The organism is Streptomyces sp. NPDC053426 (genome assembly GCF_055585405.1).
Genome location: NZ_JBVJKE010000009.1, coordinates 176284 through 196551 on the forward strand (window position 1 = coordinate 176284; position 20268 = coordinate 196551).

The 20268-nt window shown below is 68.6% G+C and carries 15 protein-coding genes; 11 read left to right on the forward strand and 4 right to left on the reverse strand.

What is annotated here, in order from left to right; genetic code table 11:
• Positions 1-18 precede the first annotated feature (18 nt).
• A complete protein-coding gene (locus ACZ62B_RS20100; RefSeq protein ID WP_469691478.1) occupies positions 19-1662 on the reverse strand; it encodes a penicillin-binding transpeptidase domain-containing protein in 1644 nt (547 codons plus the stop codon).
• A gap of 258 nt (positions 1663-1920) precedes the next feature.
• The gene (locus ACZ62B_RS20105; RefSeq protein WP_469691482.1) at positions 1921-2586 is read right to left on the reverse strand and encodes a DUF6928 family protein; all 666 of its coding nucleotides are present in this window, start codon (positions 2584-2586) and stop codon (positions 1921-1923) included.
• Positions 2587-2981: 395 nt separating this feature from the next.
• Between ACZ62B_RS20105 and ACZ62B_RS20110 the strand changes: the two genes are divergently transcribed.
• Both ACZ62B_RS20110 and ACZ62B_RS20115 read left to right on the forward strand, forming a co-directional pair.
• Positions 2982-3776, forward strand: coding sequence for a GntR family transcriptional regulator (locus ACZ62B_RS20110; RefSeq protein ID WP_469691485.1), 795 nt, complete (start codon positions 2982-2984; stop codon positions 3774-3776).
• Positions 3773-4438: a YdcF family protein gene (locus ACZ62B_RS20115; RefSeq protein ID WP_469691487.1), complete on the forward strand. Its 666-nt coding sequence runs from the start codon at positions 3773-3775 to the stop codon at positions 4436-4438. Before ACZ62B_RS20110 ends, ACZ62B_RS20115 begins: the two co-directional genes overlap by 4 nt.
• Before the next feature lie 380 nt (positions 4439-4818).
• On the opposite strand, the gene ACZ62B_RS20120 is transcribed toward ACZ62B_RS20115, so the two are convergent.
• Both ACZ62B_RS20120 and ACZ62B_RS20125 read right to left on the reverse strand, forming a co-directional pair.
• Entirely contained in the window at positions 4819-6900 is a 2082-nt protein-coding gene (locus tag ACZ62B_RS20120) for a restriction endonuclease (protein ID WP_468881281.1), read from the reverse strand.
• Between the two features lie 323 nt (positions 6901-7223).
• The gene (locus ACZ62B_RS20125) at positions 7224-8999 is read right to left on the reverse strand and encodes a dolichyl-phosphate-mannose--protein mannosyltransferase (RefSeq protein WP_468719161.1); all 1776 of its coding nucleotides are present in this window, start codon (positions 8997-8999) and stop codon (positions 7224-7226) included.
• An 85-nt stretch (positions 9000-9084) separates the two neighbouring features.
• Between ACZ62B_RS20125 and rsmI the strand changes: the two genes are divergently transcribed.
• From rsmI to ACZ62B_RS20170, 9 genes are all read left to right on the forward strand, one after another.
• Positions 9085-9957: a 16S rRNA (cytidine(1402)-2'-O)-methyltransferase gene (gene rsmI, locus ACZ62B_RS20130; protein WP_469691490.1), complete on the forward strand. Its 873-nt coding sequence runs from the start codon at positions 9085-9087 to the stop codon at positions 9955-9957.
• 234 nt (positions 9958-10191) lie between these two features.
• Positions 10192-10548: a hypothetical protein gene (locus tag ACZ62B_RS20135; protein WP_469691492.1), complete on the forward strand. Its 357-nt coding sequence runs from the start codon at positions 10192-10194 to the stop codon at positions 10546-10548.
• A 10-nt stretch (positions 10549-10558) separates the two neighbouring features.
• Positions 10559-11449 (forward strand): TatD family hydrolase, encoded by an 891-nt coding sequence (locus ACZ62B_RS20140; protein ID WP_344555088.1) that lies wholly within the window; start codon positions 10559-10561, stop codon positions 11447-11449.
• A gap of 34 nt (positions 11450-11483) precedes the next feature.
• Positions 11484-12365, forward strand: coding sequence for a 16S rRNA (adenine(1518)-N(6)/adenine(1519)-N(6))-dimethyltransferase RsmA (gene rsmA, locus ACZ62B_RS20145; RefSeq protein WP_344555087.1), 882 nt, complete (start codon positions 11484-11486; stop codon positions 12363-12365).
• Positions 12362-13261 carry a 4-(cytidine 5'-diphospho)-2-C-methyl-D-erythritol kinase gene (locus ACZ62B_RS20150; protein WP_468719159.1) on the forward strand — a complete coding sequence of 300 codons (900 nt, stop codon included), beginning with the start codon at positions 12362-12364 and terminating at the stop codon, positions 13259-13261. Before rsmA ends, ACZ62B_RS20150 begins: the two co-directional genes overlap by 4 nt.
• 131 nt (positions 13262-13392) lie before the next feature.
• Positions 13393-15210, forward strand: coding sequence for an ABC-F family ATP-binding cassette domain-containing protein (locus ACZ62B_RS20155; protein ID WP_469691495.1), 1818 nt, complete (start codon positions 13393-13395; stop codon positions 15208-15210).
• A 235-nt stretch (positions 15211-15445) separates the two neighbouring features.
• Complete coding sequence (locus ACZ62B_RS20160) at positions 15446-17206, forward strand: outer membrane protein assembly factor BamB family protein (RefSeq protein ID WP_344555082.1); 1761 nt, start codon at positions 15446-15448, stop codon at positions 17204-17206.
• A 70-nt stretch (positions 17207-17276) separates the two neighbouring features.
• Positions 17277-19073, forward strand: a complete 1797-nt coding sequence (locus ACZ62B_RS20165) for an outer membrane protein assembly factor BamB family protein (RefSeq protein WP_468881291.1) — start codon at positions 17277-17279, stop codon at positions 19071-19073.
• A gap of 206 nt (positions 19074-19279) precedes the next feature.
• Positions 19280-19960: a helix-turn-helix transcriptional regulator gene (locus tag ACZ62B_RS20170; RefSeq protein ID WP_344555078.1), complete on the forward strand. Its 681-nt coding sequence runs from the start codon at positions 19280-19282 to the stop codon at positions 19958-19960.
• The last annotated feature ends 308 nt before the right edge of the window (positions 19961-20268 follow it).

Consider the following 20268-nt stretch of genomic DNA (forward strand, 5'->3'; position numbering starts at 1 on the left):
GCCGCGTGCCCGGCGCGGTCAGCCGGCCGCTCGTAGCACGGCTGCGACAATCGGCCCGGCCGCGTCGCCGCCGTGGCCGCCCTGCTGGACCATGGCCGCCGCCGCGACGTCCTCGCGGAAGCCGGTGAACCAGCTGTCGGAGGTGGTCTTGCCGTCGACCTCGGCGGAACCGGTCTTCGCGCCGATGTCGCCTTCGAGCCCCGCCATGGCCTCCCGGGCGGTGCCCTGGGTGGCGGTGAGCCACATCATCTGCTTGAGCTGGGACGCGGTGCCCGCCGGGAGCCCCTTGGCCTGCGCGAACTGCCGGCCGTCCAGGTCGGAGGGGACCAGGTACGGCTGGCGGAAGGTGCCGGTGATGGCGGTGGCCGTCACGGAGGCCATGTTCAGCGGGTTCATCTGCACCTGGCCCTGGCCGATGGCGTTCGCCGCCTGGTCCGGTCCGCTGACGGCGGGAACACTGCCGTCGAAGGAGGCGATGCCCGTCTTCCAGTCGTTGCGGCCGAGCCCGAACCGCTCCTGCGCCTCCTGGGTGAGCGAGGCTTCGCTGAGCGGCTCCTCGTCGATGAGCTTGATGAAGCCCGTGTTGCAGGACCGCAGGAAGCTGTTGGCGAGGGTGGCGCCCTCGTTCGGCTCCATGCCGGGGAGGTTCTTGAAGGTCTGGCCCTTCCACATGGCGCTGGGCGGGCAGGGCGCCGGGCCGTTCATCGAGGTCACGCCGTTGTCGATGAGCATGGCGGCGGTGATGATCTTCATGGTGGAGCCGGGGGCGACCTGGCCCTGGAAGGCCGCGTTGTACCCGTCGCCGCGGTGGTTGGCCACCGCCAGCACCTCACCGGTGCTGGGCTTCACCGCCACCACCGACGACTCGGGGTACTGCCGCACCGCCTTCTCGGCCGCGGCCTGCGCCGTGGCGCTGAGGGTGGTGCGCAACCTGCCCGGCTCGCCCTCGGCGAGGGTCAGCAGCGGGGTGTCGGCGGCGGCCTCGCCCGTGGTGCCCTCGGCGTGCCTGATCACCAGCTCGACGCCGGAGGTGCCGCCCACCTTCTCGCCGTACTTCTGGCGCAGGGTGTCCAGGATCGGCCCGAGCGAGGGGTACTCCTCCTTCGTCAGCACCGTGCCGTCCCGGCCCACCGCCTCGATGGGCGGCTGCGTGGACTTCTCGGTGACGAGGGTGTCGCCCTCCTTCAGATCCGGGTGGACGACGGACGGCTGCCAGTCGACCAGCGCCCGCCCGGTGGTCTTCCCGCGCACGACGGTCAGCTTGCTCTCGTAGCTCAGCTCCTCGGACTTCCCGTCGAAGGTGACGGTCGCCTTCACCGTGAAGGGCACGGTGGCGCCGGTGGCCCTGCCGGGCGTGATGCCGACCTCGCCTATGTGCGCGTCGTCGCCGTACGCCGTCAGCAGCGCGCCGGCCTCCTGCGCGTTGTTCGTGTACGACGCCGCCTGCGCGGCCTCCCCCTTCTCCCAGGCCGCGAAGAAACTCCTGCTGGTCTCCTCGACCTCCCCCTCGTCCGGCGGCCCGGTCTCCTTCGACCCCGCGGCGCTCGAACCACTGCCCCCGCCGCTCACGGCCGACACGATGTTGTAGGCGCCGTACCCGGCCCCGCCCAGCATCACCGCGAACACACCGCCGACGACGGCGGCCTTGACCCCCTTGCCCATCGGGCGCTCCCCCTCCGCCGGACCCCCCACGCCTTATGAACGTGTTCAAAAAGCCCGGTGAGTGAGCACTCTATGCGCAGAGGGTGACAACCGGGGCGGCTGTTTCCGTTTGTTGTCCGAACAGAGACCGGCGGAGTCCGGAACGGCTCAGACCCAGGTGTCCAGCCACATCCGCGCCCGCCAGTCGTCGATCGGGATCGTGGTGCTGGTGCAGATCGGTCAGAAAGTGGATGAAGTCTCCCTCTGGCCAGACGTGACTCATCCTGACCAGGGGTTTTCGTGGCCGATCTTTTCGTCAGGTGGTGTCACCCGAAAGCCCTGCAGTTCGACAGCCCAGACGTCGACCACCGGCTCGGCAACCTCATCCCCAGCCATGCAGCCTTCGGCGTAGAAGCCGAAGAACTCCAGCATCGCCCGTTCACCCAGCTCAAGTGGATGGAACGGCAGCGAATACGGCCCTTTGTCCTCGGAGGGGCCCCGGTGCCGGCTCTCCCAGTAGGGCAGCTCGAACGGCAGCCTTTGGCCGATGTCCTCGATGATGCCGGTGTCCGGGGACAGACTCAGCGAACGCACCAGCCGACCGTCTTCCCAGATGGCGAAGGCCAGCCAGTCAACGACACTGTGCATCGCATGGAAGTAGAGGCGTCGACCCCGGCTGGCGACAACGAGGTACCCAGCGAGCTGCGACGGGCGATCGATCATGAACTCCTGGTCACAGACCAAGTCGAGTCCCGGGACGGACAGAGCGCACACCGTCCCCTTCGGCGGGTACACGGCTTCCGCCAACTCCCAGAGCTCCTCGCCATCCTCCTCGATGCACTGACCTGGGCGAACCCGAGCCACCAGAGCGGCAGCGCGATCGTGGTCACTCTCTGGTGAGTCCTGGAGGATGTCCGCCACAGCGACATCCGCGTAGGCCAGCACCGCTGTCTTCGCCCCTATACGAACCATCCTCCTCTGCCCCGTGAACTCCTGCCGGAGACTACCGATCAGGACTGACAAGCAGAGGAGTGGGCCGGCCGGCACCTCAAAGAGCCAGATGCACCAACATCACGAGTTCAACTTCAATAGTTTCTCTTGACCCTAGAACCAAGGGCAGTTGAGTACGTCGTTGCGCTTGACCCTGTACTTGCCTACTGCCTTTGATCCTGCGGGGCGTTCCTTCAAGCCTGTTTTATGGGGCCTTTCGGGCGGCATGGGAGTAGTTCAATAGGCACACCACGCCCCGAGTTCGCTGCTAGGACTGCGAACCGTTCAGCAAGACCATGAAGTACGGTCCCAGGACTGTGCTTCATGGTCGATGGAGAGAAGGGTGCTGCATGGCGCCCAAGTGGCGGGAACTGGCAGACCGACTGGCCGAACAGATCAGGAACGGCGAGTACGCGCCCGGTGCCCAGTTGCCGCAGATCAGGGACCTGGTGGAAGCGGGCGAAGGCTCGAAGTCCACGGTTCATGCGGCCTACAAGGCGTTGGAGGCCGAAGGGCTGGTCACGTCGTCGCGCGGACACGGCACGGTCGTCCGCGAGCGAGCCCCGCTCAAACGGCTCGGCATCGCGCGCTACGACAAGGCCAAGTGGCGGGACGGCGATGAAGTGGCGTTCATCGCGGACCGCGTGGCGTCCGGACGCACGTACAAGCGGAACGAACAGACCCAGACCGTCAGCCGCGTTTCGGCGCCGGCCGTCGTCGCCCAGGCGCACGGTCTGCCGGAAGGCACGGAAGTCTACGCACGTGCGCGCGTGGTCAAGAAGGGCTCGCAGCCGACACACACGCTGACGAGCTACTACCGCCCCGAGCACGTGGAAGGGGCCCGCATCGTCGACCCGACGCCGGGGCCCGCCGACCGGGGCGGTGGTCTCCGTGTCCTGTACGACGCCGGGTACGAGATCGACCACATGCAGGAGACGCTGTTCGCGCGCATCCCCACGGCGGACGAAGTCCAGCTCCTCCAGCTCGCGCCGGGCGAATGGGTGGTGGAGCTGCACCGGACGACGTACACGGCCGACGGCACCGTGGTGGAGTTCGCCATCGGCGTTCACGCGGCGACGCGCTTCACCTGGACGTACGACTTCAAGGTCCCCGACTCAGCGAAAGCGGAGGGCGAGAGCAAGTGATCTCAGCACAGGCATGGGCCGACGCTCAACGGCTCTGGGACTTCCAGCAGATGGGGCACGAGCTGCGCCCATGCTCTGTCGCGATCGGACTCGGCAGTCATGACCTCGGAGTCGCGGACACGACCGCCGATCTCTACCACCGGGGCATGATGCCGCTGATCGTCTTCACCGGGGCGACCAGCCGCACCACACGCGACCGCATGCCGCGGGGCGAGGCTGAGCACTACCGCGAGCGGGCGATGGAACTGGGGGTGCCGGCTGATGCAATCCTCGTTGAGCCGCAGGCCCGGAACACAGGGGAGAACATCCGCTTCTCCCGTGCACTCCTCGAAGAGCACCAGGCCGCCGTGTCCTCCGTCCTGCTGGTCAGCAAGCCGTACGAGGAACGACGGGCCTATGCGACCGCTAGCAAACTATGGCCCGAAGTCGAGTGGGTCAGCGCTTCCACACCCATGGCCCTGGCTGACTACGTCGACTCGATCGGAGACGCACGCCTGGTCATCGACATGTTGGCCGGCGCACAGCAGCGGCTCATGATCTACCCGCAGCAAGGATTCATGATCGAGCAGCGCGTACCCGGGGACGTGGTCGCAGCGTATGAGCGCCTGCGTGGCGCCGGGTTCACAAGCCGACTTGTGGTAGATACCGCAGCGCGGAGGTAACGGCTCTGCGGGAGCCCTGGGAGGCATGCTATGGCGCCCCCGTCCATCTGGGGCGCCACGAACGCTATGCCTGGTGATCAGCACAGGTAACGCGGGATGGATCTGCGGGAAATTGGCTGGTCTTGAGACCGTTGCGCTCCCGGCGGGATAAGCCTTTCTCTACTGCGACAAGGTGGCTTGCTCTGCTCACGAGCGCAGGCCCGGACCCCGGCCGGGCCTGCGCTCCTGTCTCTGCCTCGCTCCAACCCGGCGCCCGCGTCACGCCCGCAGCAATCGACCACCTGATGTCAGAAAGGGGGTATGTCGTGGCTTGGGCGGTCGACTTGACGACTTTAGCCACCTCCTCGTTCAACCGACTTTGCACGGCAGTAAAACGGTGGCTACTTGCCCATAATATCTCTTGACTCTGAGACTAGAGAAGCGCCGATTCCGCGCAACCTGGTGGCTGCATTGTGAGGCGAGTCGGCTAGTTTATAACGACCTTTATTCTCCTCCAGGGCGGAAACCAGTGGACTGGAAAGGAAGTCCAAGCACTCTCGCACAGATTCTGCTGTTGGGCGAGGGGTAACCTCCTTTCGGAGTGCATAGATAAAGTTCTCTATGCTGATGAACCCAGATGCGATTGGGTCGTTGTCGACTGCTTCCTGGAAGGCAAGCGCCAAGATTTTTCCGATTAGCAAAGATCGACGCTCTGAAGCGTCGTACTGATCACCCATCTCGTCCCTATGGGCGTCAGCTCGACTCAATACACTCCGCATGTCGCGCAGAGAAATTGGATTAAGCGCATGACGCTTCAAGGCGGATACAAGATCGTCCACTTGAAGCATGATGACACCGTTTTCCACCGCCCAGTCCTTCAAGCGGGTCGCGAAATCAGGCCCGATAACTACTGCGTAATCTGCTTTATGTTTCCGCTTATGGTCACGTAGTGCATCGAATTTGACACTCGATTCAGCCACGATCCCACTGCCGGAGCTTTTAGCGTCGATGATAACGCGGTAGTCATCGCCAGGAGCCAGTTGAGCTACAGCGAGGACGTCTGTTCTTCCCGGACCACCGAGGTGTTCAGCATGGAATCCAAGAAACTGAAAAGCTCGTGCGATCGCCTCTTCAAACGCCTTGCTCTCGTTTCCATCCTTTCCGTACTCTTGCAGGTCATGAACAATCTCACGGATCGAAGAACTCTGGGGTTCTTCATGTTCAGGGGCCAGATTATTAACGTGCTCCTCTGTCGTGGCTGATTCGATTTGCAAGCTCAGGAGATCAGCAAATGCCTTGCCGACGGACGTTACGCGGAACCTCTGCCAGTCCACGCGCTCTACAAGGCCAGCATCTTGCAGGAAACCCAACCTCAGTCGAATCTCCCCATTGGAAGCTTGCGCGTACCCGAAACGCTCCTTTGCTTGCGTAGTGAGGCTAGTCGTTGTCGATGGCTCGTCGATCACCTTCAGAATCTCACCAAAGAACGAGTACCGCGAATGCAGGTACGCAACGAGGACTTGCTCATTCCCGACATCGGTCAACCAATTAGCGTCCGCGGTCGGCGCAAACACATTGAACGCCACCTGTTCAATCAGACCCATGTGCCGCAATGTATGCAAAGTTGACTGGAAGGATGAATGGGTGATCCCCAATTGCTCGGCGCATGCGTTACGGAAGTCCTCAGTGGTGATTCCGTTACCAAGAAGTGATATCAGGTTCCGAACGGCTTCAGACGCAGACAGCGAAGATTCATCGCTATCCCGGCTTGCCGATTTTGTGCCTCTCGGGATATATCCAATCAGGGGACGCCGCCCACGGAGTGCATCCTGGTCCATTTCTGAGGCGTCAGAGAGGTACTGCACGACCTCCGGATCTACGGATGCGGCCTCTTCGGAAGATGCCACATCTCCTTTAGCCTCTTCAGGCGGACACAAATCGATTTGGTTCAGCAGGGTTTCTCCTGCTGGAGTACGCACCACCTGCGTTCCCCAGAGTTCCACCATGCCTAGGCTCCGGAGCCAACCCGTGCGTCGGCGGATTTGATCGAGGCTAGACCACGGCAAACCATAAGTATCCCGCGCAAGGTCGAGAAGATCTGTTTGTGAAGTGTTCGTTCCAATACCTCCAAGGAGCTCACCAATGAACTTCACATTGTTATGGAAATGGATCACCAAGGATTCTGGTTCGGGATTTTCGAGCCACTGCGCTGCAAAATCACTCGCTGCCCATTGACCTTCTTTCTCGCGGCGTACGACCAGACCGGCAGTGGAAAGTTGACTGCGGCATAGGTCCTCGCAACGGGCCGAGACTTCTTTCCCCTTCAGGTTTTTCCAAATCAGAGAAGTTTTGCCACTGCACGGCAATTGAACAAGGATTTGCCGAAGCATGGAAGCCTGCGATTCGATGCCTCCAGAGATGTAGCCAAGCGTATTGGCGCGGTCACGCCAGGACTTCGGATGGCTTCCAGCATGCGGGGCCACGTGCAGCTCCTTCAGAGATCGACTCGTGTCGCTTGGAAGGCTAGAGCGCTGGACTGACAGTTGGAGTCCAATCTGATGATTCCGTATCAGATGGCACCAGATGACCACCATGCAAGGCGGACGGCGTTGAGGAAGCGGCTGGTGTATCCAGGTACGCGCCAATCATGCGGGGACAGTGGCTGAGGGGAGCCCGCTGTGAATTTGTGGGGCCACCGACGGGCCGTCTCCGGGCCGTCCGAGGGGGACCAACGACGGCCGCTAACGACCAACAACGACCACGAGGGCGCGGCAGACCGCCGCGCCCTCGTGGTGTGTCCGTCCAGCTAGACCCACGTGTCCAGCCACATCCGCGCCCGCCAGTCGTCGATCGGGATCGTCGTGCCCGTGTAGATCGGCCAGAAGTAGATGAAGTTCCAGGCGATCAGCAGGGTCAGTACGCCCGCCGCCGTCGCGCCCGCGACGCGGCGGGCGTCGGTGGAGCGGGGCGGGCCGACGAGGGCGCCCAGGAGCATCGCCACGGCCAGACAGAGGAAGGGGAGGAAGACGACGGCGTAGAAGAAGAAGATCGTGCGCTCCTGGTAGAGGAACCAGGGGGCGTAGCCGGCCGCGATGCCGCAGGCGATCGCGCCGGCCCGCCAGTCGCGGCGGAAGAGCCAGCGCCACAGGACGTAGAGGATCGCGAAGCAGGCCGCCCACCACAGCATCGGGGTGCCGAGCGCCAGCACCTCCTGGGCGCACTTCTCGCCCGCGTCGACCGGGCAGCCGTTCGTGCCGGGGGCCGGGGACTCGTAGAAGTAGGAGACCGGGCGGCCGGTGACGATCCAGCTCCACGGGTTGGACTCGTAGGTGTGCGGCGAGGACAGGCCCACGTGGAAGTCGTAGACCTGGTTCTCGTAGTGCCACAGGCTGCGCCACCAGTCGGGCAGCAGCCACGACCAGTCGCTGTCCTTGCCGTCCTTGGCCGCCCAGTCGCGGTAGTAGCCGCCGGTGCCGTCGGCAGGGGAGAGGATCCAGCCGATCCAGGAGGCGAAGTAGGTGACCACCGCCACCGGCACGGTCGACAGGAACGCCCAGCCCAGGTCGCGCCTCAGCACCGCGAGGCGGGGCCGGTGCGCGCCGGCGACCCTGCGCGCGCCGACGTCCCACAGCACCGCCATCACACAGAACGCGGCCATGATGTAGAGGCCGTTCCACTTCGTGCCGATGGCCAGACCCAGCATCAGGCCCGCCGCCAGCCGCCAGGGACGGAAGCCGATCCGGGTGTGCTCGGCGACGTACGCGTCCGGGCGGACCCGGCCGTCCGCGTCCACGGGCAGCGCGGCGGCGAGCCTCTCGCGCGCCCGGTCCCGGTCGACCACCAGACAGCCGAACGCCGCCAGCACGAAGAACATCAGCACGCCGTCGAGCAGCGAGGTCCGGCTCATCACGAAGTGCAGCCCGTCCACCGCCATCAGCGCGCCCGCGAGACAGCCGAGGAATGTGGAGCGGAACAGGCGCCGGCCGATCCGGCACAGCATCAGCACGGAGAGCGTGCCGAGCAGGGCCGTCATGAACCGCCAGCCGAACGGGTCGAAGCCGAACATCAGCTCGCCCAGTCCGATCATGTACTTGCCGACCGGCGGATGCACGACGTACGCCGCGTCCGTCGGGATGGGGACGGCACCGCCCGAGAGGATCAGATCGTTGGCGTTCTTGTCCCAGTTGACCTCGAACCCGCGATGGACCAGCGCCCACGCGTCCTTGGCGTAGTACGTCTCGTCGAATATGACCGCCTTCGGGCTGCCCAGGTTCCAGAACCGGAGCACCCCCGCCAGCAGCGTGACCAGCAGCGGGCCGCCCCACCCCGACCAGCGGGCGATGTGCCCGGCGAGCACCGGAGGCACCCCGAGCGTGTCCCACAGCCGCTTCGACGGCTCCGTGTACGGCGGCACCAGGCGGTCGCGGACGTCACCCTCACGGACGCCGGCCCCGCGGACGTCGCCTCTGGCCGGGCCCGGCGCCCGGTAGCCGAAATGGCGCAGCCGCTGCTGCCACGACGGCCGTTCTTCGTACGGCGGCCAATCCTGCCGGGTGTCCGTGGAGGACGCGGTACTGGTCACCGCGCCATCGTAGGGAACAGGGCTGTGTGAGTCCCGCGCATGACCGGTATGCCCCGGCTCTGTTCCGTACTGGGAGGATGGGGGCGTGACCGGAATCCTCGTACTCGCAGGCACCCCCATCGGCGACATCTCCGACGCCCCGCCCCGGCTCGCGGAGGAACTCGCGGGCGCCGACGTCGTCGCCGCCGAGGACACGCGGCGGCTGCGGCGCCTCACCCAGGCGCTCGGCGTCACGCCCAGGGGGCGGGTCGTGTCGTACTTCGAGGGCAACGAGTCCGCCCGCACGCCCGAGCTGGTCGAGGAGCTGGCGGGCGGCGCGCGCGTGCTGCTGGTGACGGACGCCGGGATGCCGTCCGTGTCCGACCCCGGCTACCGGCTGGTCGCCGCGGCCGTCGAGCGGGACGTCAAGGTCACCGCCGTGCCGGGACCGTCCGCCGTGCTCACCGCGCTCGCCCTGTCCGGGCTGCCCGTGGACCGGTTCTGCTTCGAGGGGTTCCTGCCCCGGAAGGCGGGGGAACGGCTGGGACGGCTGCGGGAGGTGGCCGAGGAGCGGCGCACCCTCGTCTACTTCGAGGCCCCGCACCGCCTCGACGACACCCTCGCCGCGATGGCCGAGGTGTTCGGCGGGGATCGGCGGGCCGCCGTCTGCCGCGAGCTGACCAAGACGTACGAGGAGGTCAAGCGCGGTCCGCTGGCGGAGCTGGCCGCGTGGGCGGCGGAGGGCGTGCGCGGGGAGATCACGGTGGTGGTCGAGGGGGCGCCGGAGAAGGGGGCCGAGGAAGTCGACGCGGCCGAGCTGGTGCGGCGGGTGCGGGTGCGGGAGGAGGCGGGGGAGCGGCGCAAGGAGGCGATCGCCGCGGTCGCCTCGGAAGCGGGGCTCCCCAAGAGGCAGGTGTTCGACGCGGTGGTGGCGTTCAAGAACGCCGCTGATGCTCCCGGTTCCGGGGAGCGCCGTTAGCGGGGTGTGGTACGTCGCGGCCTGACGGTCGTGGGGGCTGGTCGCGCAGTTCCTCGCGCCCCTTCGGGGGGTGAAGCCCAGGCGGCGGTAAAAGGGTCGGGGCGATTTGGCAAGCAACGGCCAAATCGTCGCCAATACTCGGCTGCCCCTCCTGCGTTCACGTCCGGTGAGGAGTCCACTGGAGGAGAAGGATCGGATCCGATCCGTTCTGCCAGCGGACCGACAGGAGCCGGCATGACCGAGATCTCGGGGCACAGCGCGCTGCGGGCGGGGGCCACCGCCGTGGTCGGCGAGTCGTACTCGTTCGCCTGCATGCGCTGCGGGTACGGCTGGGAACAGTCGTACGAGATAGAGCACCACATCGACGCCGACGGCCACGAGTTCGTGATGTACGTGGCGGACGGCCGGATCGTCCCCTCCCCGCTGACCCGGCCCACGTGCCGGAACTGCGACGGTCACGTCGTACGGATCCTGCGGCCGGGCCGGGTCGCCTCCGCACGGAACGCCGCCCACCGCGAACGCCGGGTGCCGCCCGCCGGGCCGGTCGAGGCGCCGTGGGAGCCCGATGAGGGGACCGCGCCGCTTCCGTAGGATCGGGGGCATGCCTTCGAACGCCCCCGACAAGAACGCCGCCCCGCCGCTCCCGGAGCCCCTGCGGGTGCCGGTCGCGGACTCGCACACCCACCTCGACATGCAGTCCGGCACGGTGGAGGAGGGTCTCGCCAAGGCCGCGTCGGTGGGTGTGACGACGGTCGTGCAGGTCGGCTGCGACATCGAGGGGTCCCGGTGGGCGGCCCGGACCGCGGCGGCGTACGACGCCGTCCACGCGACGGTCGCGCTGCACCCCAACGAGGCCCCGCGCATCGTCCACGGGGACCCCGACGGCTGGTCCCGGCAGGGCGCCCGCGAGCCCGGCGGGAACGCGGGACTGGACGAGGCGCTCGCCGAGATCGACCGGCTGGCCGCGCTGCCCCAGGTCAAGGGCGTCGGCGAGACCGGCCTCGACTACTTCCGCACCGGCCCCGAGGGCAAGGAGGCGCAGGAGCGGTCCTTCCGCGCCCACATCGAGATCGCCAAGCGCCACGGCAAGACCCTCGTCATCCACGACCGCGACGCCCACGCCGACGTCCTGCGCGTCCTGAAGGAGGAGGGCGCCCCCGAGCGCACCGTCTTCCACTGCTACTCCGGGGACGCCGAGATGGCGGAGATCTGCGCGGGCGCCGGGTACTACATGTCGTTCGCCGGCAACGTCACCTTCAAGAACGCGCAGAACCTGCGGGACGCCCTCGCCGTGGCCCCGCTGGAGCTGGTCCTGGTGGAGACCGACGCGCCGTTCCTGACGCCGGCGCCGTACCGGGGGCGGCCGAACGCCCCGTACCTGGTGCCGGTGACCGTGCGGGCGATGGCGGCCGTACGGGGCATCGACGAGGACACCCTCGCCACCGCCCTCGGGGCGAACACGGCCCGCGCCTTCGGTTGTCCACAGGCGTGACCTGCCCGGTCGCCGCGCCCCGTACCCTTGTCCCGTGACCAGCCCCACCCCCGACGCCCTCCTGGGCCCCGCCGACATCCGTGAACTGGCGGCCGCCCTCGGCGTACGCCCCACCAAGCAGCGCGGCCAGAACTTCGTCATCGACGCCAACACGGTCCGCCGTATCGTGCGCACCGCCGAGGTCCGCCCCGACGACGTGGTCGTCGAGGTCGGCCCGGGGCTCGGCTCGCTCACGCTGGCGCTCCTCGAGGCCGCCGACCGGGTCACCGCCGTCGAGATCGACGACGTCCTCGCCGCCGCGCTGCCCGCCACCGTCGCCGCCCGCATGCCCGGGCGGGCCGAGCGGTTCGCGCTGGTCCACTCCGACGCGATGCACGTCACCGAGCTGCCCGGACCCGCCCCGACCGCGCTGGTCGCGAACCTGCCCTACAACGTGGCCGTCCCGGTGCTGCTGCACATGCTCGAGACCTTCCCCAGCATCGAGCGCACCCTCGTCATGGTCCAGTCGGAGGTCGCCGACCGGCTCGCCGCCGCCCCCGGCTCGAAGGTGTACGGCGTGCCCTCGGTCAAGGCCAACTGGTACGCGGAGGTCAAGCGGGCCGGGGCCATCGGGCGGAACGTCTTCTGGCCCGCGCCCAACGTCGACAGCGGACTGGTCTCGCTGGTCCGCCGCACGGAGCCGCCGAAGACCACCGCCTCCCGGCGCGAGGTGTTCGCCGTCGTCGACGCCGCCTTCGCCCAGCGCCGCAAGACGCTGCGGGCCGCGCTCGCCGGATGGGCGGGTTCGGCGGCCGCGGCCGAGGCCGCCCTGGTCGCGGCGGGGGTCTCGCCGCAGGCACGCGGGGAGTCCCTGACCGTCGAGGAGTTCGCGCGCATCGCCGAGCACGCCACGAGCAAGGAGCAGGGCCAGCAGTGAGCGTCACCGTCCGCGTCCCCGCCAAGGTCAACGTCCAGCTCGCGGTCGGCGCGGCCCGCCCCGACGGCTTCCACGACCTGGCCAACGTCTTCCTCGCGGTGGGCCTGTACGACGAGGTCACCGTCACGGCGGCCGACGGGCTGCGGGTGACCTGCGCCGGCCCCGACGCCGGCCAGGTCCCCCTGGACCGTACGAACCTCGCCGCCCGCGCCGCCCTGGTGCTCGCCGAGCGGTACGGCCGGGACGCGGACGTCCACATCCACATCGCCAAGGACATCCCCGTCGCCGGGGGCATGGCGGGCGGCAGCGCGGACGGCGCGGGCGCCCTGCTGGCGTGCGACGCGCTGTGGGGCACGGGCGCCTCGCGCGAGGAGCTCCTCGACATCTGCGCCGAGCTGGGCAGCGATGTGCCGTTCAGCCTGGTGGGAGGGGCGGCGCTCGGCACCGGACGGGGCGAGAGGCTGACGGAGCTGGAGGTCGGGGGGACCTTCCACTGGGTGTTCGCGATGGCCTCGCGGGGGCTGTCGACACCGGCGGTGTTCCGGGAGTTCGACCGGCTGGGGGAGGGACGGGAGATCCCCGAGCCCGTGGCCTCGCGGGAACTGCTCGACGCCCTGGCCAAGGGGGACGTCGACGCGCTCGCCGCCGCCGTCCCCGGCTCCAACGATCTCCAGCCGGCGGCGCTGTCGCTGTTCCCGGAACTGGCGGACACGCTCGCGGCGGGGCGGGCGGCGGGGGCACTGGCCACCCTGGTCTCGGGTTCGGGACCGACCACGGCGTTCCTCGCCCGGGACGCGGAGGCGGCTGACGTGATCGCGGGATCCCTGAGGGCCTCCGGCACCTGCCGCACGGTGCGCAGGGCGGCGGGGCCGGCGCCGGGGGCGACGGTCCTCTGAGGACCGGGGCCGCGTTCCGGCCGTCTCCCGGAAGGCCCGCCGGTCCGGGAGCGGCCGTCTCCTCACGTCCCGGGCGCGTTCCGTCAGGGCCTACGCTTGAAAGCCTGATCGACCCACCGGGCAGGAGAGAAATGGCCGTCAATCTGGTCAATGTCGAGAACGTCAGCAAGGTGTACGGGACGCGTGCGCTGCTCGACGGGATCTCCCTCGGCGTCTCCGAAGGGGACCGGATCGGGGTCGTGGGGAGGAACGGGGACGGCAAGACCACGCTCATCCGGATGCTGGCCCGGCTGGAGGAGGCCGACACCGGGCGGGTGACGCACTCCGGCGGGCTGCGGCTCGGGGTGCTGACCCAGCACGACTCGCTCGACCCGGCCGCCACCGTGCGGCACGAGGTCATCGGGGACATGGCCGACCACGAGTGGGCCGGGAACGCCAAGGTCAGGGACGTACTGACCGGGCTGTTCGGCGGGCTGGACCTGCCGGGGTTCCCCAAGGGCCTCGACACGGTCATCGGGCCGCTGTCCGGCGGTGAGCGGCGCCGGATCGCGCTCGCCAAGCTGCTCATCGAGGAGCAGGACCTGATCGTCCTCGACGAGCCGACCAACCACCTCGACGTCGAGGGCATCGCCTGGCTCGCCGAGCACCTGCGGGCGCGGCGGTCCGCGCTCGTCTGCGTCACCCACGACCGCTGGTTCCTCGACCAGGTCTGCACCCGCATGTGGGACGTGCAGCGCGGTGACGTGTACGAGTACGAGGGCGGCTACTCCGACTACGTCTTCGCCCGCGCGGAGCGTGAGCGCATCGCCGCCACCGAGGAGGTCAAGCGGCAGAACCTGGTCCGCAAGGAGCTGGCCTGGCTGCGGCGCGGCGCTCCCGCGCGGACCTCCAAGCCGCGGTTCCGCGTCGAGGCCGCGAACGAGCTGATCAAGGACGTTCCGCCGCCCCGCGACAGCAGCGAGCTGATGAAGTTCGCCTCCTCGCGGCTCGGCAAGACGGTGTTCGACCTGGAGGACGTCACCGTCCAGGCCGGTCCCAAGGTGCTGCTCAAGCACGTCACCTGGCAGCTCGGACCCGGGGACCGCATCGGTCTGGTCGGGGTCAACGGCGCCGGCAAGACGTCCCTGCTGCGGGCGCTGGCCCAGGCCGCCCGGAGCGAGGGGGAGGTGCAGCCCGCCGGCGGCCATGTCCGCGTCGGCAAGACGGTCAAGCTCGCCTACCTCTCGCAGGAGGTCGCCGAGCTCGACCCCACCTGGCGGGTCCTCCAGGCCGTGCAGCAGGTGCGCGAGCGCGTCGACCTCGGCAAGGGGCGCGAGATGACCGCCGGGCAGCTGTGCGAGACCTTCGGGTTCAACAAGGAGAAGCAGTGGACGCCGGTCGGCGATCTGTCGGGCGGTGAGCGGCGGCGGCTGCAACTGCTGCGGCTGCTGATGGACGAGCCCAACGTCCTCTTCCTCGACGAGCCCACCAACGACCTCGACATCGAGACCCTCACCCAGCTCGAGGACGTCCTCGACGGCTGGCCCGGCTCGATGATCGTCATCTCCCACGACCGGTTCTTCGTCGAGCGCACCACCGACCGCGTGTTCGCCCTCCTCGGCGACGGCGCCCTGCGGATGCTGCCGCGCGGGATCGACGAGTACCTGGAGCGCCGCAAGCGGATGGAGGAGGCCGCCGCCGCCTCGGTGGCCGCCGTCCCGGTCGCGGCGACTCAGGGGGCCACGCCGGAGAAGAGCGCCGCCGACCAGCGCGCAGCCAAGAAGGAGCTGCAGAAGATCGAGCGCCAGCTCGACAAGGTCTCCGAGAAGGAGACCAAACTGCACGCCGCCATCGCCGAGCACGCCACCGACTTCGCGAAGGTCGCCGAACTCGACGCCGAGCTGCGGGAACTGGCCGGACAGCGGGACGAGCTGGAGCTGCGCTGGCTGGAACTGGCGGAGGACGCCTGAGCCGCCCCGCCCGTCCGCGCGCGGGGGCGCGCGTGGTGTGAAGAGGGCGTGAGGGCGCGTAACAGGGGCATCACGGGCCGGTCCTCCCTTGGGAACAGGGGCGGATACGGCCCGGTGGCCTGTCCGCGGCGGGTGATAGAAAGGGCCCAGTCTGAGAAACGTCTGAATACGGCTCTGGGTTCATCGCGCACCTCAGGGCGTGGCTAAAAATCAGTGAGCAAGGGGGAACGCGCTGATGACGCAGCCGCCGAACCAGCCGCCGCAGGGAGGCTTCGGAGCACCGCAGGATCCACCGCCGGGGGGTGGCTTCGGGGCTCCGCAGACGCCCCCCACGCCCCCGCAGGGGCCGCCGGCCGGTGCGCCGCAGCCCGGATACGGGTATCCGCAGCAGCCTCCGCAGCAGCCGGGGCCGTACAACTCCGGGCCGTACGCCTCCGGGCCCTACGGACAGCCGCAGCAGCCGGGGCCGTACGGGCAGCAGCCCGGGTACGGATACCCGTCGCAGCCGCAGTTCCCCGGGGCGCCCGGCACGCCGCCGCCCGGCGAGCCCGGCTCCCGGAGCCCCTTCAAGGGCAAGCCCGCCATGATCATCGGTGCCGCGGTGGCCGCGCTGCTGGTGATCGGCGGCACCGTGTGGGCCGTCTCCGGTGACGACGGCAAGAAGGACAAGAAGCCCGTCGCCAAGCAGACCGACGACCCCAAGCCGGGCGGCTCCTCCGGCGCCCCGGTCAACCCGGGCGACGGCAGCGGCGACGGCGGCGAGGACCCGGAGAACCTCAACGAGGGCCGCAAGGCCGGTGAGTCCAAGGTGCTCTGGTACAAGGAGGCGCCCGACGCGCCCGGTTCCGGCGCCGACGCCCCCGGCATGTGGGTCACCGACAAGACGGCCGTGAAGGCCGCCTACAAGGAACTCTTCGCCTACAACGTCGGTGACGGCGATCCCACCTGGGACACCATCGCCTTCCCGCAGGAGATCTGCGCGGTCACACCGGAGAAGACGGCCGACGACAAGGTCGTCATCGCCTACAAGAGCGGCAAGAGCGACAGCGCCGAGTGCAACCAGCTCCAGCTCGTCGACCTCAACACCGGCGAGAAGGGCTGGAAGCAGGAGGTCGCCGACGGCGCGCTGTTCGACTCCTCGCTCTCCATCGAGATGTCCCTCACCGGCAACACGCTGATGGTGGGCCGCTCGCAGTCCGGCACGGCGTACGACGTGACCAGCGGCAAGAAGCTGTTCGACGCGAAGAAGTACGGCGACGCCCCCTGCTTCCCCGCCGCCTTCGCGGGCGGTGAGCGGCTGCTCCAGGTCGCGTCCTGCGGCGCCGGCGGCACCAACGAGCACGACGAGCTCCAGGAGCTCGACCCGAAGACCGGCAAGGTGAAGTGGACCCAGAAGTTCGACAAGGGGTGGCGCATCGAGCGCACCTACTCCGTCGACCCGGTGGTCGTCTACAGCACCAACGAGGAGAAGAAGGCCTGGAACATATCCGTCTTCACCGGCGGCAGCGGCAAGTTCCGCTCCGAGGTCACCGTCGACGAGGACTTCGCCCCCGGCTGCGGCTGGGCCATCCTCGCGCGCGACCTCCAGGGCTGTGAGGGCGTCGTCGTCGACGGGAACACCCTCTACCTGCCCACCAAGGCGACCACCGGGGCCAACGAGATCGTCGCCGTCAGCCTCGACAACGGCAAGGAGCGGTGGCGGGTCAAGTCCCCCGTCGAGGAGTCCATGCAGCCCATGAAGATCGAGGGCGGCAAGCTCATCGCCTACGTCGAGCCGTCGTACGACGCGGGCGGGCAGATCGTGGCCATCCCCGTCGGCGGCGGCGACCACAAGCCGGCCGGGCTGATGCAGAACCCGCAGGGCGTCGCGGACATCGAGAACAGCTTCTTCAGCAAGTCGATCGACTGGGTCGACGGACGCTTCTACATCTCGACCACGCGGCTGACCGGCAATGACGACTCGAAGGAGAAGTTGATGCTCGCCTACGGCAAGTGAGGGTCGCGGTTCGTCTCCTTCCCGTTCTTCCCGTCGTCCGTCGTTCCCTTTTCTTCGAGGTACTCACGCCATGACCCAGCCGCCACCGCCGCCCAACCAGCCTCCGCAGCAGCCGGGGTTCGGGCCGCCGCAGCCGTCGCCCACTCCTGGTGGGCCCGATCCCAACAAGGCTCCGGAGCCGGGGTACGGGTACCCGCAGGCCCCGCAGACTCCGGTGGCTCCTCCGGCCGCCCCGCAGGGGCCCGGGTACGGGTATCCGCAGCAGCCGCCGGCCGGCGGGTACGGATACCCGCAGCAGCCGCCGGCCGGTGGGTACGGGTACCCGGGGCAGCAGCAGCCCGGGTACGGGTATCCGCAGCCGCCGACCATGCCGATGCAGCCGCAGCCGGGGGGCGGCGGGAGGAAGTTCAACGCGCAGGCCGCCATCATCGTCTCGGCGGTCGTGGCCATCGCACTGATCGTCGGTGGCGGTGTCTGGTACGCGTCCTCGTCCGACAAGGGCGACGACAAGGAGACCACCGCGAATTCCGGTGACGGCAAGAACAAGACGAACGGCGGCGGCGGAGGCGGAGGCGGAGGGGACAGTTCCTCCGAAGCGAAGGAGAAGGCGCCGGCCGACACCAACTCCAAGGTGCTGTTCCAGGTGCCCGCGCCCAAGACCCCCAAGGACGTCACGACCATCTCCACCTCCGGCTCCTGGCTGACCGACACGGTGTACGCCAAGAGCGGCATCGCCGAGATCGTCGGCTACGACCGCGCCAAGGGCACCGAGAAGTGGACGATCGAGCTGCCCGGACCGGTGTGCGAGGCCACCAACCGCGTCACCGAGGACAACAAGACGGCGATCACCTTCAAGCCCGCCATGCCGACCAAGGGGAACCCGCAGGCCTGCACGCAGGTCGCGGCGATCGACCTGGAGGCGGGCAAGGAGCTGTGGACCAAGACCGCCAAGTCCGGCACCATGCCGATCAACTTCAGCAACATCACCATCAGCGGCGGTACCGTCGCGGCGGGCAGCACCAGCGGCGGCGCCGCCTGGGAGATCGCCTCCGGCAAGCAGCTGTGGGCGCCCAAGACGTCCGACTCCTGCTACGACTCCGGGTACGGCGGCGGCGAGAAGCTCGTCGCGGTGCGCAAGTGCGGCTCGTACGACCAGCGGCAGCTGCACATCCAGAACATCGACCCGAAGAGCGGGAAGGTGATCGCCGAGTACAAGATGGACGAGGGCATCGAGTACGCCTCCGTCGTCTCCACCGACCCGCTGGTCGTGGCGGCCGACGTCAACGAGTCCGCGGGTGACGGCAGCGGGATCTCGGACTTCTTCTCCATCGACAACAAGACCGGCAAGCTGCGTGCGCGCATCTCCGCGCCGGGCGACGAGTTCGCGGCCCGCTGCGACGGCATCTACAAGCCCGACAAGTGCAGCGGGCTGGCGGTCGGCGACGACAAGCTGTACATCGCCACCGAGGAGCACGAGATCGGCGGGGAGTCGTACAGCCAGACCAACGAGATCGTCGCCTTCGACCTGGCGACCGGCAAGCAGACCGGTCAGCGGGCCGACGCGGGTGAGGACTACACGATCGTCCCGCTGCGGATGGACGGCGGCAACATCCTGGCGTACAAGAGCCCGCCGTACGACAAGGGCGGGCAGATCGTCAGCATCGACGGGGGGACCTTCAAGCAGACGACGCTGATGGAGAACCCGGCGACGGAGACCGTGCGGGACGTGGAGGCGCGGATGTCTCCGGAATACTCGGAGATCCTGTTCTCGCAGGGCGGTCTGTACATGTCCGAGGTGTACGCCAGTGATTTCTCGTCGGCTTCGGACGAGAAGGAGTATCTCGTGATCGCTTTCGGTACGAGCTGATCGTTCGGATTCTTGCTTTTCGCGGCCCCGTCCCTGGTCAGGGACGGGGCCGCGGGCGTATCGCACATCATGTGCTCATCGCCGTCGAATGCGAGAATTTCGGTGATCCGGGGCGATTCTCGCCGGTAGGGGGAGCGCGATGTCGAACAAGCGTGTAGCTTCCGGGGGCATCCGGGGGTGCGTTGTCGTGGGGGGTTGGTTGTTCGATGGGAGTGCGGCTGATGGTGGTCGACGACCACCGGTTGCTCGCCGAGGCGCTGGCCTCGGCGTTGAAGCTGCGGGGGCACCGGGTGCTGGCCGCCGCGGCGCCGGCCTCCGGGGCGGCGGATCTGGTGATCAGCAGGGCGCCCGAGGTGTGTCTGCTGGGGACGGCGGCGCCGGCGGAGGCGGGGGCCTTCGACCCGGTGGTGAAGATCAAGCGGGAGCGGCCGCAGGTGGCGGTGGTCGTGCTGGGGCCGGTGCCGTCGCCGCGGGGTATCGCGGCGGCGTTCGCGGCGGGGGCGTCGGGGTACGTGCGGCACGACGAGCGCATCGAGGGGGTCGAGCGGGCGATCATGAAGGCGCGGGCGGGGGAGGCGGCGGTGGCGCCGCAGTTGTTGCAGGGGGCGTTCGGGGAGCTGCTGAATCCTGCGGCGCAGCCGGATGACGAGGGCGCGCGGTTGTTGCGGATGCTGACGCCTCGGGAGGTGGAGGTGCTGGTGCGGGTCGCCGACGGGGAGGACACCCGGCTGATCGCGGCGGGCATGGGCATCGCACCGTCCACGGCCCGGACGCATGTCCAGCGGGTCCTGATGAAACTGGGCGTGGGCTCCCGCCTGGAGGCAGCGGCCCTGGCCGCCCGAACGGGCCTACTGGACCGCGCGGGGCCGGTGGGGGGCGGATCCTAGCCCCCCTGCGGCCCGGTGGGCGGGATGGTTGCGGCGCGGGGTTCGGTCCGGTGGGGGATGCCTGTGGTGCGGGGTTCGACCCCGTGGGGGACATGCCCGCGGCGCGGCTTTCGGCCCGGTGGGGGGATGCCTGCGGCGCCTGTGCGGCTTCGGTGGGGGCTGGTGTAGCGCCCACGGTCGGTGGGTGGGTCGGGGCCGCGTCGGGGGTGTCCGTCCTCGGACTGGCGCGAAATGGGTTCCTTGGAGGGGGTGCGGGGTGCGGACGCGCCAGCCGCTGCGGGCGGCCACCCCCGCCCCGTCCCCTTCCC